At 52.4% G+C, this 13841-nt stretch carries 9 protein-coding genes and 4 pseudogenes; 8 read left to right on the top strand and 5 right to left on the bottom strand.

The genetic code is table 11. The features are described 5' to 3' along the window. Positions 1–11: 11 nt before the first annotated feature. The 4 genes and pseudogenes from NX775_RS24235 to NX775_RS23530 form a co-directional block, all read left to right on the top strand. Positions 12–194 (top strand): annotated as a pseudogene (locus NX775_RS24235) (phosphopantetheine-binding protein); the annotation flags it as partial. Positions 195–278: 84 nt separating this feature from the next. Next, entirely contained in the window at positions 279–5084 is a 4806-nt protein-coding gene (locus NX775_RS23540; RefSeq protein ID WP_258838192.1) for a non-ribosomal peptide synthetase, read from the top strand. Between the two features lie 23 nt (positions 5085–5107). Then, positions 5108–6088 (top strand): TauD/TfdA family dioxygenase, encoded by a 981-nt coding sequence (locus NX775_RS23535; RefSeq protein ID WP_258838191.1) that lies wholly within the window; start codon positions 5108–5110, stop codon positions 6086–6088. Between the two features lie 264 nt (positions 6089–6352). Continuing rightward, positions 6353–7135 (top strand): annotated as a pseudogene (locus NX775_RS23530) (IS5 family transposase). Positions 7136–7200: 65 nt separating this feature from the next. On the opposite strand, the gene NX775_RS23525 reads toward NX775_RS23530, so the two are convergent. Beyond that, positions 7201–8457 carry an aminotransferase-like domain-containing protein gene (locus NX775_RS23525; protein WP_258838190.1) on the bottom strand — a complete coding sequence of 419 codons (1257 nt, stop codon included), beginning with the start codon at positions 8455–8457 and terminating at the stop codon, positions 7201–7203. Between the two features lie 55 nt (positions 8458–8512). Further along, on the bottom strand, positions 8513–9022 hold the full coding sequence (locus NX775_RS23520; protein WP_258838189.1) for a VOC family protein: 510 nt from the start codon (positions 9020–9022) through the stop codon (positions 8513–8515). Between the two features lie 510 nt (positions 9023–9532). Here NX775_RS23520 and NX775_RS23515 point away from each other — a divergent pair. After that, positions 9533–10230, top strand: a pseudogene (locus NX775_RS23515) (IS6 family transposase). Between the two features lie 128 nt (positions 10231–10358). Here NX775_RS23515 and NX775_RS23510 read toward each other — a convergent pair. The 3 genes and pseudogenes from NX775_RS23510 to NX775_RS23500 all read right to left on the bottom strand — a co-directional run. After that, positions 10359–10512, bottom strand: a pseudogene (locus NX775_RS23510) (IS6 family transposase); the annotation flags it as partial. A 468-nt stretch (positions 10513–10980) separates the two neighbouring features. Further along, positions 10981–11409, bottom strand: coding sequence for a type II toxin-antitoxin system VapC family toxin (locus NX775_RS23505; protein WP_258838188.1), 429 nt, complete (start codon positions 11407–11409; stop codon positions 10981–10983). Then, on the bottom strand, positions 11406–11660 hold the full coding sequence (locus NX775_RS23500; protein ID WP_258838187.1) for a type II toxin-antitoxin system Phd/YefM family antitoxin: 255 nt from the start codon (positions 11658–11660) through the stop codon (positions 11406–11408). The genes NX775_RS23505 and NX775_RS23500 overlap by 4 nt, the downstream gene beginning before the upstream one ends. A gap of 526 nt (positions 11661–12186) precedes the next feature. On the opposite strand from NX775_RS23500, the gene NX775_RS23495 reads away from it, so the two are divergent. From NX775_RS23495 to NX775_RS23485, 3 genes are all read left to right on the top strand, one after another. Further along, positions 12187–12513 carry an H-NS histone family protein gene (locus NX775_RS23495; RefSeq protein WP_258838186.1) on the top strand — a complete coding sequence of 109 codons (327 nt, stop codon included), beginning with the start codon at positions 12187–12189 and terminating at the stop codon, positions 12511–12513. 640 nt (positions 12514–13153) lie between these two features. Then, on the top strand, positions 13154–13342 hold the full coding sequence (locus NX775_RS23490) for a transposase (protein WP_258838185.1): 189 nt from the start codon (positions 13154–13156) through the stop codon (positions 13340–13342). Next, complete coding sequence (locus NX775_RS23485; protein ID WP_307732417.1) at positions 13329–13610, top strand: DDE-type integrase/transposase/recombinase; 282 nt, start codon at positions 13329–13331, stop codon at positions 13608–13610. The genes NX775_RS23490 and NX775_RS23485 overlap by 14 nt, the downstream gene beginning before the upstream one ends. The last annotated feature ends 231 nt before the right edge of the window (positions 13611–13841 follow it).

Here is a 13841-nt window from a genome sequence, read left to right as displayed (position 1 = left end):
TGCCGCAGGGAGTGGCCGAGACTGCCATTGCCGCGATCTGGCAGGAACTGCTGGGTCTGAAACGCGTCGGCCGCAACGACCACTTCTTTGAACTCGGTGGACACTCGCTGCTAGCCGTGCAAGTAGTTTCACGGGTGCGTCAGGCCCTGGGCATTGAGATCGCTCTTCGCGACCTGTTCGCCCACCCTGTCCTAAGTGACCTCGTCCTTGCAGCTGAATGGGTGGGCCGTGCTGCGCTCCCGCCTTTACTGCCTGCTAGCCGTAGCACTGAACTTCCCTTGTCGCTGACCCAGCAGCGTCTCTGGGTCCTTGACCAGCTCGACCACAATGCCGCGTCGGCTTACCATATGCCAGCCGCGTTGCGTCTTCAGGGATGCCTGCAAGTGGACGCCCTAAGCGCTGCACTTGACCGTATCGTTGCGCGCCATGAAATCCTCCGGACCTGCTTCGCCGATTGCCAGGGCCATCCCTATCAACAGATTGGCCCGACACACAGCGGTTTCAACTTATGTGTCGAAGACTTGCGCCACCTATATGGACACGAGCAGGAATCGGCGGTTTCCCGACGCGTCATTGACGAGGCGTCTGCACCATTTAATTTATCCACTGGCCCGCTAATTCGCGGTCGCCTATTGTGCCTGAGGGACGACGAGCATGTGCTGCTTGTGACTCAACATCACATTGTCTCGGACGGCTGGTCAGTCGGTTTGCTGATCCAAGAGACTTCCACTCTTTACACTGCTTTCAGCCAAGGGTTGGCCGATCCCCTCCCCCCTCTCGCGATCCAGTATGCAGACTATGCCGTCTGGCAGCGCCAATGGTTACAAGGTAAACTCCTCTGTGAACAGAGCCAATTCTGGCGCAGCCATTTGTCTGGAGCACCGGCCCTGCTTGAGCTACCAACGGACCGTCCTCGCCCACCAGTGCAATCCTATGCCGGTGGCAGTGTCCCCCTGCGTTTATCCTCTGCCATGGTCGAAGGCTTGAGAGGACTGGCACAGCGCCATGGTGCAACGATGTTCGTAACCTTGCTCGCAGGGTGGGCCGCCCTGCTTGCCCGCCTGTCTGGCCAAGACGACATCGTGGTGGGCACGCCAGCAGCCAATCGCAAGCATCGAGAGCTGGAATCACTTATCGGCTGTTTTGTCAATACACTCGCACTACGTGTTCGAGTCGATGCTATGACCAGCGGGGATATCTTGATTGAGCAAGTCAAGGCCACGTCACTGCAAGCATACTCCCACCAAGACCTGCCGTTCGAGGAAGTGGTCGAAGCGGTCAATCCGCCGCGCAGCCTGAGCCACAGCCCACTCTTCCAATCAATGCTAACACTGAACAGCGGACCAACTCGTCAGTTGAACTTACCCGGATTGCAGTTGTCGCTACTCCCCATAAGTGAGCGCAGTGTTCACTTTGACCTGTCGTTACGATTAAATGAGCACGACGATGTGATCGCAGGTGGCCTTGAGTATTCGAGTGAGCTGTTCGATCACACAACCGCCGAGCGTTTCGCAAATTATTTCCAAAATTTGCTGGCGGCAATGGTTACCGACCCCTCCCAGCCAGTGGCGCAACTCACAATTCTCAGTGCGGCGGAACAACAGCAATTGTTAGTCGATTTCAACGGCCCAACTGTAGATTACCGGCGTGAGTGCCTGATTCATCAGCCTTTCGAGGAACAGGCCGCTCGGCAGCCGGAGTCACCCGCTCTCGTCTACCGTAATCAGCGCTTGACCTATGGTGAACTAAACTTGCGGGCAAATCAATTGGCTCACTACCTCATTGCGCAAGGAGTCGTGCCAGAGACGCGGGTTGCTATCTGCCTCGAGCGTGGACTGGACATGATCGTCGGCCTGTTAGCGATCCTCAAGGCTGGCGGCGCCTACGTTCCCCTCGATCCGACCTACCCGCGTGCTCGCCTCACATACATGCTCCACGACAGCGCGCCAGCGGTTGTGCTAACCCAATCTTCACTGCTGGAGATAGTTGAGGGCGGTGAATCACACGTTCTTGTCCTCGATGATTCCACGAGCGCCGACCTCCTTGCTTCCCAGCCCCGGTGTAACCCTGATCCACACCACATGGCGCTTGCCCCGACGAACTTGGCCTACGTGATCTACACCTCAGGCTCTACCGGACGCCCTAAGGGAGTTATGGTGGAGCATCGCTCGGCGGTTAACTTCTGGTTGGTCCTGTCTACCACCATATACACCAACATGCCTCCCAACGCGAATGTCGCGCTTAACTCCCCCTTCTCATTTGACATGTCTCTCAAGGGAATATTGCAGTTGCTATCGGGACACTGCCTGACGATTGTGCCCGAGAGCGTGCGCGCCAGTGGGCTCGAGTTCAAGCATTTCCTTCAAACGTATGAAATCGACGCCTTCGAGTGTACCCCAACCCAATTTGAGGTACTAGAACGCGCTGGAATCATGACAGATACGTCCCACCATCCAAAGTTGGTGCTGCTCGGTGGTGAGGCCGTTAGCCTCCCACTCTGGAGAAAAATAGCAAATGCTCCTACCACCCGCTTTTTCAATATGTACGGTCCGACCGAATGCACGGTTGATGCCACTATTGGATTAATCGACAATACTTCTGAGCGCCCTCATATTGGGACTACGATTTCCAATGCTCATGTTTATCTTCTCGATCCATACGGTCAGCCTGTGCCATTTGGGGTAGCAGGCGAAATTCACATTGGTGGCGTCGGCGTTGCGCGTGGTTATCTCAACCGTCCGGAATTAACAGCAGAGCGTTTTCTGCCCGATCCATTTGCTCGTATACCTGGAGCACGCATGTACAAGACTGGGGACCTAGGCCGTTGGCTGTCTAATGGAAACCTCGAGTACCATGGGCGCAACGATACGCAGGTGAAGATCCGCGGCTTCCGAATCGAACTGCAGGAGATAGAAGCCAAACTGACCAATTGCGACAACATACAGGAAGCCGTGGTTATGGTTCGCGAGGATAATCCAGGTGATACCCGCTTGGTTGCTTACTTGCTGCCCAAAAATGGCACCTCGCCGTCAGTTACTTCGCTACGTGCCGCGCTCGCTGAAACACTGCCCAACTACATGGTGCCCTCCGCCTTTGTCACAATATATGCTTTCCCACTTAACCCAAATGGCAAGCTCGACCGAAAGGCGCTGCCCCCACCCGACTTATCGGCAGTGGCATGCCGGGATTATGAGGCGCCTCAGGGGCTTACCGAAACGATAATTGCCGCGCTCTGGGAAACGCTTTTGGGCATAGACCGTGTCGGCCGCAATGACCATTTCTTCGAGCTTGGTGGACACTCGCTGCTCGCGGTTCATTTGATTTCGCGCGCAAGCCAAGCCGGCCTTTCACTCACGCTCGGCGATCTCATCACCAACCCTGTGTTGTCCAAACTATCGGCGGCAATCAACGACAAAACTAAGCGCGTATCAACGCGCTTAGTCCCGGTGCGCACTAGCGGCACCCACAAGCCTTTGTTCCTGGTCCATGCGGCAGGGGGGACTGTCACTTATGTAAGCGAGCTCGGCCAATTGCTTGATATGGACATGCCAGTGTATGGACTGAGGGCAGCCGGACTAGAAGAAGGTGAGGTTCCACGCACGTCGGTCGAGGCCATGGCGGACGATTATCTGGCAGAAATGCGCCAAGTCCAGCCGGTAGGTCCGTATTTCCTTGGCGGTTATTCATTCGGAGGCTTAGTTGCGTACGAAATCGCTAACCGACTAATTGCTGCTGGCGAAAGCGTGGCGTTTCTCGGTTTAATCGACACTGCCCTACCGGTTCCACTGCATTATGACGAGGAAAAAGGAATTGACGAGTTCTTCAGTATGCTACGCTACTTCGGCAGGCAGAATCCTGAGACACTTGGGCAACTCAGGAAAATGGCAGAAACAAGAGATATTGAACGAATGCTCGACTATTGTTATGAAACTGGCTTGCTTCCTCGTGAAATCGAGAGGTCAACGATACGCCGTCGCTTAGCCACCCTAACGGCAAACCATATTGCCAAGGCAAAATATTGGGCGCCGAAAATCAATACTCATCTAACTCTGTTCAGCGCAGAGGGGGAATCGCGCCAGGACTGCTCTATCGGATGGAGGAAATTCTATAGTGACAATTTGTCGATTCATACGGTGCCAGGTAACCATGCTTCAATGATGGATTGGCCGAATATCGAGCATTTGGGTAACGCCTTGGGAAGGTCTCTTCAAACGGCATTGAACAATGAAGTCTCACATCCCGAGGCTGCATATCGCCCGGCCGTCGTGCTACAGGCAGGCCAAGCTGGTTTTGAGCCGATCATTATTATTCCAGGCGCAGGCGGAAGCGTCACGGCATTTGTCGACTTGGCCCAGCAACTTGATGCTCGCATCCCACTTCTTGGACTTCAACCACGCGGGTTATGTGGACAGCTCGCTCCATACCTGGATGTTGAAGTGGCGGCTACCGCATATCTTGCCGCGATACGCGAACACTACCCGCAAGGCCCCTACAACTTTGCAGGCCACTCTTACGGCGGTTGGATCGCCTTCGAAGTTGCTCGTCAACTTAGCCTCGCTGGAGAACGAGTAAATATGCTGATGTTACTTGACAGCCGTTCACCAAATGCCTCTCATATTGTTCGCGCAGTACGAACCCATGAGGATGTTCTGCTCGAGCTGATTCAATTGTACGAGATGAATTATGAATGCGACCTGAATATAGTCTTGGACGATTTGCGCAAGTGGGATAAGGATGAGCAAGTCGACGTCTTATTGGCTAGACTGGTGAATGCCGGAATTTTTCCTTCGCAGACACGCAGGGATGTTTTGGCCGGTATCATACGGGTATTCGAAACAAATATTAATACCCGATACACACCGAAGACGAAATACACCGGCGAATTGAATTTGGTTTATGCTTTCGAACCGACCCGGCACAATCCAGTGCAAGGGGCGCTTGCAAAGAAAAACACTGTCCGCTGGGACGAATGCAGCTTATCAATCAAAGAAATTCAGGTGGAAGCCAATCATATGACACTTCTTCGATCCCCACAAAACCATAAAGTTGTTAGACATATTCACGAAATTTATTTCACAAAATAAAGTGAGTTAGAAATCGCCGAGTAATGAAAAGCCATTTTTCGAGAAAACAAATTAAAATGAATATAAGACCTTTGTTTCAGCAAGCTCATCACCCTGTCGTGATATCGCCGACAACAGGCGGCACGACGGCCGCATTGTGTTCTCATATCCGGGAAAATCGCGCACAGATCGATGATATGATCCTTAGCCATGCAGGTGTACTATTCCGTGGATTTAACGTAGTCGAACCGGTCGATTTCTTGGGAGTTATTAATAGTTTTGGTCTCGCGCCGACGGCTTACATTGGCGGGAACTCTCCAAGGACACATGTCGGCAATAACATCTACACATCGACCGAATATCCATCGACCGAGAGAATTTCCCTGCATAATGAGATGTCTTACCTGCCCCGCTGGCCTACTCGTCTTTACTTTCATTGTGTAAGTCCCGCAGCGCGAGGCGGGCAGACTACACTTGCTCACGCTGCAGATGTCCTACAACAGATGCCTCAGCCAATTTGCGACGTCTTAGAGGAGAAGAAATTATGCTATGTTCGTCGTCTGCAACGCCACGATTTCTTGGGCAAAGGCTGGCAGTCCACGTATGGAACGAGCGAAAAGGAAGTAGTTGAGCAACGCTTACGTGGTCAGGGCGCATTCCGATGGCTCAACAATGATGTACTGGAAATAAAAACAATTTGCGATGCGATACTGGTTCATCCGATATCGGGACAAAGAGTTTGGTTCAACCAAGCCGAGCAGTGGCATCCGTCATCCTTGGCGTCGGACATGCGTCACATTATCGAGGACGCATTCGGAAAAGACGGCTTCCCACACAACTGCACTTTCGGCGACGGCACATCTATCAGCGACGAATTTATGGCTCAAATTCGTAGCGTGCTCTTATCCAATTCTCTGTTATTTGATTGGGAGCAAGGAGATGTATTATTGATTGATAACTTGCTTGCGATGCACGGTCGAGAACCGTTTGAAGGTACGCGTATAACTCATGTCTACTTGGCTTAGATTTAATGGCTTGGATTTACCAGCGCGCAGTCTTATTCAGGCCTGCTAAAAACATCTACACTGCATTGAATTATCTAGTGCAAGAACGGTCAGTACTAGCGTAGAAGGACCCAGCTACGTAGCATCGCGTTTTGAAGTGGTTAAAGAGCTTTTTTGCACAAACCTGCCTGTGCACCGGTCGGGTGTCAGCCGCGGGGTAACTGACGGCATGAGTCGGCAAAACCGAAGTACCTAACGACCAACTGGAAAGACTACAACACGGCGCTGAAGGCGCGCGGCTCCCTTCTTATCTGGTTGGACAAGGGCTTGTTCAATCTGGCTTTGCGCCAGGCGATGGGTATGGCGCAAAGCCTGCTCAAACTTGCTGGCATGGACTAGCAGGTGCCAGACTTCAGTACCGTCAGCCGGCCCCATAAGCATTTTCGGTGACAATCTGCGCGCAGCCGACAACAATGGGATTGCACCTCATAGTCAATAGCAGCGGCATCAAAATGTTAGGTGAAGGCGAGTGGAAGGCCAAAAAGCATGGGGCCGACTACCGCCAGCGGAGCAAGGTCGACCTTGGCATTGACGCGGCACACTGGAAATCCAGGCTATCGAGGTAACAGACAATGCTAACCGGTGGTGCGCTGGTGCTGCAGTGCCTACTCAACAAGATTCCAGCCGATGCGCTCGTCGCGAGCGCCAGCGACGATGATGCTTATGATACCAAGATTGAAACGAAGCAATTGCCGAACGTGGGACGCAGGGGATTATCCTACTCGCAAGAACGCCAAGCCATGGAAGGACCAGCGCCTTGGTGCCACAGTCTTCAGCGCCATCCTGGTGGCCACGCGCCGGCTTGGCAGGCAAATTTGGGAGAAGTGGAGCGCCTATCACTGGCGCAGCCTTGTTGAGACTAAGATTCGATGCTTCAAACTGCTTGGTGAACGGGTCATGGCGCGGGACATTGACCGCCAAGTCGCCAAACTGCGGGCTCTTGCCGCCATCCTCAATCGGTTCACTAGGTTGGACACAACTGCGACTGTGGCGGTGACGATGCCATAATTCCGGCTAGGGGTTTGGGGAATTACGAATTCCGCTGATTTATGCAACAAAGCCTGGCTAATGCCTTAACTTGACATGCTAGTATTGCGCTCATTAATGAGCCGATAACGAACATAAGCGGCGAAACGAGCAATACCATCAGCGATTTTTTCTTCGGAAGCGTAACTGAATGCAAGTCGCACTCGACGTCGCTGATGCGTTCCAAATGAAAAGAAGCTTAGTGGCATTACTAATACGCCGAACTGTTCGGCACATCGAGCCACTTCATCTCGGCCAAAATCAAATGGCAATTCCACGCAAAGAAAGAAACCACCTGCTGGAGCATTCCATTTTACATGGTCCTCCAAACCGTTAAATGCGTGAACCAAGTTTGCCAGCATGATGTCGCGTTGATGACGATATAATGCAATGCCTTTCCCCACGATCCGGTGCAGGCTGCACCCTTCACGCAGCAACACAGCACCTACAATAGCTTGGGTAATTTGACTTGTGTTAACTGTACCGAAACTTTTAATCTGCGACAGACGATCCAGGAGTGTCACCCCAATACCGCTCTGCCTCGATAATCCATCAGGTACCACCGCATAACCGATGCGCAGCGTCGGACATAGCGTCTTTGAATAGGTGCCAAGGAATATTACCGTACCCAGTCGATCAAGTGCGTACATCGCAGGCACATTCTCGCCCTCATATCGGAACAATCCATATGGATTATCTTCCAAAATGAAAATTCCTTCCTTCGAACAGAACTCGATAACCGCCTCACGCGCTTGGCGTGATAAAACGCTACCGGTAGGATTATCGAAATCGGGAACAAGATAGAGCACACGTGGTCGCTTTCCCGCTAGCCTGGCGCGCTTTACGCTATCGTATAATGCATCAGGCAACTGCTCTACGTCGTCACAAAGAAACGGTACCAAGTCAACGTGATTCAGCTTTGCGGCACCAGTAATGCCGATGTAACACGGGTCACGCACCATAATCACGTCCGTCGGCCCGTCACAAAGGGATGCGACGAGGATATTAATAGCCTCTTGGCAACCCGAAGTGACAATAATTTGAGCTGGCGTACAATTAATCGAATGGTCACACCCGATTTGTTTAGCAATCAATTCATTAATCAAGCCGTTCGTGCGTCCATATTGAGCCAGTAATGCGTATGTCTCGGCGGTAGACCTACCGCTGCGCTCAGCGTGATAAATTACGTATTCAGGCAGTAACGCTAGCCATGACTGGATATCAAATAGTGCCTCAGTTGGGCGCCCTGATGCGAACGAGATGGCGACCGGATAGCGTTCAGCCACCTCGTTAAGAAAGTTCATTACATTTAGTGGTGACGGATGCCTGCCTCCATCCTCTTGTAGTCCTGTTCTAAGCTTAGTAGGCACTAGACTTCTCCAATTGAGAGAACAATTCCTGAATATTCTCTTCAAGAAATTCCTGCTGGCTAGCGTCTCGCTCGATAAATTCAAAACTTAGACCGGAATTGAGGTCCCGCCTCGAAAATATTTGTTTCAGGCCTGGACCGCGAATTACGGTGGTATCGAACTGCAACCCATGCTTTTGTAAGATGTGAGCCGAATCTTCAGCGTTTTCCACAGCCAAAGCGATATGGGCGACTCCTGAGCCATGTTGTTGTATCAACCGTGAAACTTGAGATTCCGGCTCGGTGCCTTGACATAAAACAAACTTAATATTGTTGTGTTCCATCTCTGCAGATACCATGCCGGTAACCGCGCCCCGAATGTCACGACGTCGCACTAGATTAAACCCAAGGCAATTCTGGAAAAATTTAATCGCAGCATCTAGATCCTTCACGGCAATGGCAATATGGTCGATTTTTTGGTAACGAGGTCTTGCGCCGAGATCGTCTACTTTCGTATCCATGATTAATCCTATTTTTGATTATAAAGCGATAAAGATGCCAGTGACGGATCTATGACTGCCGAGGCAACTGCATGTCTACACGCATGGGGCAATATCGGTCGAACCACATACCTCAGAAACCGGAAAAATAAGATGGGCTATATAAGGGTTAAAGGTAGTAAAGGCAGTTATACCCAACCATTGTCGCATACTTCGAATTTTAACAACTGCTTGATTTTTCCGGAAATGCATGCAATAAGCATAAAATCGCAAGGCGCCCAGTTGCCAACAAGGTCATATGCCGCACGCGGTACAGCGGGACATCTCAGCGAATTTTGTGTAAAATAAACATGGCTCACTTCATTTCTTCGTCCTTAGAAATGCAACCGGCAATATAGGAATGACTGTATTTACTGAGCTTGGCCGTTCGCTTCAGTTAGCGGGTTGGCGCGCTGAAAAAGGTTCTGTCGCATTAGCGAACGGGCCGGGCCAGTCGGGTAAACTGTGGTGCCGAATCCAGGATAAATCGACATGCTCAACTTCAAAGGGATGCGCTTTCCGATCGATGTGATCCTAGTCTGCATCCGCTGGTATGCGGCCTATCCGCTGAGCTACCGGCACCTCGAGGAGATCATGCAAGAGCGCGGCGTTTCCGTCGACCATTCATCGATCAACCGGTGGGCGATTCGTTTCCTGCCGCTCATCGAAAAGATGGCCCGAAAACACAAGCGCCCGATCGGCGGCAGCTGGCGCATGGATGAGACGTACATTAAGGTCAAGGGCGTTTGGAAATACCTCTACCGCGCTGTCGACAAGCCAAGCAGGGCAAGACCGTCGACTTCCTGCTGACAACCAAGCGCGACATGGCTGCAGCGAAGCGCTTCTTCGACAAGGCCATGGGAACGAACGGCGATCCGGAAAAGGTCGCGATGGACAAGAGCGGTGCCAACAAGGCCGCGATCGACGCGATCAACGCCGGCCGCAACGTGCCGATCCTTGTGCGCCAAGTTAAATACCTTAACAACATTGTCGAGCAGGACCATCGCGCCATCAAGCGGTTGACTAGGCCGATGCTCAACTTCAAATCGTTCCAGTCCGCTGGCTCCGTGCTCGCTGGCATCGAGCTGGTCCACATGATTCGCAAGGGTCAGTTCGCAATCGACGGCGCTGATGCCATGTCGTTCGCCGACCAATTTTCTGCGCTGGCAGGAATGGTCCGTCCAGTTTGAGCGATACAGTGCCGTTCCGGAAAAATTCCGCTGCTTGATCAGCAACGCGACAGAACCCATGCGCCAGCTGCCGCCGACCGGACGCTTATGTTTACGAGCCATCTTCTCGATGAGCGGCAGGAAAGGAACCGCCCACCGGTTGATCGATGAATGGTCGACCGACACGCCGCGCTCTTCCATGATCTCCTCGAGGTGCCGGTAGCTCAGCGGGTAAGCCGCATACCAGCGGATGCAGACCAGGATCACATCGATAGGAAAGCGCATACCTTTGAAGTTCAGCATCTCGATTCGTCCTCGGTTCGGGCGCCGCAGTTTACCTGATTGGCCCGCCCGCGTTTGCTAATGCGACAGAACCCTTTACCGCGCTCAAGGGCCTCGTTGGAACCTCAGTTTCTCCTCGTCTGCGGTAGTTGCATTGCTAGTTATTAGACGTGGGTAGACGTACGGTATTTCCAGTAAAGCCGTATAACAGACCTCTGGAGATGGCTGAAGATTAACAGCAGAGTAATCTAAGCAGTTTCGACAGTCCGAGTCGGCCGTTGGCGTCAGCTTAGCAGGTTGCCGGGCTAGAAAAGTCATCGACTGTCTCAACCGACGAGGTCGAAATCACCGTTCGAAAAGCGGTAAGGCCATCGGGCCGACTTGTGTCAAACATTTACCATCCCAATTTGGTGCCAATCGTCGCGAGCAAATACGCGTATAGTTTCTGTAATCCCTAAAATTTGGTTTTAACCGTCGAACGTTTTCCCGTCACTGCGATACCTGCCACGGATCGATGAGGGACACCCCCGTTGGCGCAAAATCAGCGGTGTTGCGGGTAACCACCGTCATGCCGTGCACCAGAGCGGTTGCAGCGATGAGCGCATCGCGCTCGCTGCGCTTGTCGGGGACATGCAGCCGGGCGCAGCGTTGCGCCACGGCGGTATCAACAGGCAGCGTGCGTCTAGCGAACTCGGGCAATACGTGCTGTTCGAGCCAAGAACGCAACATGGCCCCTTGGGCGGCATCCTTTCTCTCAATCGACAGAACGCCTAATTCCAGTTCCATGATGGTGATAGCCGACACAAAGAGGTCAGCGGCGTCAACGCTCTCCGCCCATGCCGTTACGTTCGTATTGGCTTTGCCAAGCCGCACCTTGCGGAGTTCGGAAACCACGTTCGTATCGAGAACAAACATCATGAGAAATCAGGCGCCCGTGTTTCGATGGTCACACGCGGAGGCTCAAAATCGATGTCAGCGATACCCGGCATAGCCAGCGCATCAGCAATGTTGCGCCGCTGCTTTGTAAGTCGCTGATAGTCCTCAAAGCTCATCAGTACATGGGCAGGCCGGCCCCGATCTGTAATGAACACCGGCCCATTGGTTGCGGCCCGTTTTGCCTCGCTCGCTCCTTGATTGAACTCGCGGCTGGATATGGTGATAATGGTCATGGCAACCCCTCTTGTGCTTGCTTTATGTAGATATGTTACTACATGGCGCAAGTGAGTGCAAGCGGGAAGGACAAATCCGCAGTGTGGTCACAGAACCCCCGCGCAGGGTTTTCCTTGCCTATTCCATCTGTGCTGAAAGCTGCCGAGCTACCGCTTCATATCCCTCATGCGGGTAGCACGGCCAGCCTACTGGCATGTAGGAGCCCGGCCGCCTGTCGACATCAACAAAATTAGCGTGCCATCCATCACCTTGTCGGAATACCCACCCTCTAAGTCCGGTACTCTGGAACTGGTCGTGGGTCAAATCGATGACGTATCCGACGACCTCGTACCAAGAATGGGCTTTGGCTCGGCTTTAACTGCGGATGACGGTGCATGCGAACATACACACCTTCGTATCCAGCTTTCTCTTTCAAGATACGACCGACAATCTCAAGAATGGTCGGAAACACAGTCTGATTGCAAGCGCATAGTAGAATCGTTTGTAGAATTACTTCCAAGCCACTAAACAAAGAAAGATCAATCTATGACCAAGGTAAATCTGTCGGACTATAACCTCAGCGAGCTCAAGGGACTGCAAGCAGAGATTGAGAAAAATATCAAAGCTCGCCAACAACAGGAAATCACTAAAGCACGTGAGCAGATTATTACTATTGCTCAGACTTTGGGTGTCTCGGTAGAGGAGCTGCTTGCGACTGCTGGAGCAAAAGCGAAAGGAAGCGGCAAAAAGGTTCAAGCGCAGTACCAGAACCCAGCTGACAGTGCGCAGAGATGGACCGGCCGCGGCCGACAGCCAAAGTGGATTGCTGAGGGGTTGGCCGATGGGAAGTCGCTAGACGATTTCAGGATCTAACCCTTTTCGCGCACGCATGCTGCTCAGTAGAAGGCAGCGATATCCACATTTTTCGTGGATAACTGTGCTGATAACGTCGTTAGAACCAGTGTCCATGCGGTTCTTCGGTATTGCCTGATAATTAAGCAAACGCATGAGCGGCAGTTCCTGCAAAGATTCGATGAGGATACCCCTTATCGTCGAAGCAAAGGTGATCGTAACTCTTGCAGTTTCGGTCAGGTCTTCAAGATATACGCCAGGAAGTAGGCGGTTCGCCCGATACCTTGGCGTACTGGGTTTGCAACTAAAGCCTAAAGGTAGTTGAAAACTCACGGCGTGACCACCCTCGCGTCGCGCTAGTAGAATGCCTCAACTGGGTATCTGCATAGCACTATAGGATGACCGAGCGCGGCGACGTAACCTCGGAGCCCTCCCCTTGCCCGTCGCTTGTCGCATTGCAGTGCGGGGGTGGGCCGCACTTGCAGGCAACGGTTTCACGGGCATCTCCCGTGTCCACATGGTGCGTTGGAGAACCGTGGGCATGGCGGCACTTGATGAGACATACATCTTTCGTCACCGGGGATGAGCTAAAGGGTTCTGTTGCATGATGACGGAACCAGACGATCCGATAAGCTGTAGCTCCAACCCTTGATTAACCTACATGCTTAACTTTAAAGCAGCGCTTTCCAACCTACGTGATGATGGATGTGACGTACATCAAGGTCAAAGGCGTCGAGAAAATCTCGACCGCGCTGTCGATAAGCAGGTCAAGACCATCGACTTCCCTCTGACAGCCGAGCGCAACACGGCTGCAGCGAAGCGCTACTTCGGCAGCGATGTTGGCAGCTAACGTTAGCCATAGTAAGGTAGCGATGGATAAGAGCGGCGCTAATGAAGCGGCGATTGACGAGATCGGCGCCGGCCGCGAAGTGCTAATCACTGTTCGCCAAGTCAAGTACCTCAACAATAATGTTGAACAGAACCGTCGGGCGATCAAGCGCGTGACCAGGCCCATAGTCCTTCTCAAATCGTTCCGGTCTGCCAGCATTGAAGTGGGTGGCGTTGAGCTTATAGACATAGTTTGCAAAGCCCAGTCTGCCGTTGATGGCCTTATGTAGTTCGCTGAGCACTTCCATGCGACGGCGTCAACCCAAGTCTGAGCACTTTGCTACTGGCTGGCCCCGTGACTGGACGATCATCGAGGGAGAAGCTCTCCACCATCCACGCCGTGTAAATGTTCAATAACGACCTTTTTTAAACAGTAAGACTGCCGCACAAAAACTGTTCGTAAAATAGAAATTTTACTTTTGAACATGCTCAAATGTAGAATGAACGTTATTGAACGTCTT

Origin of the sequence: Massilia aurea, assembly GCF_024753205.1 — a bacterium.
Taxonomy (GTDB): Bacteria; Pseudomonadota; Gammaproteobacteria; order Burkholderiales; family Burkholderiaceae_D; genus Telluria; species Telluria aurea.
This window is presented reverse-complemented; position numbering and strand designations above follow the sequence as displayed.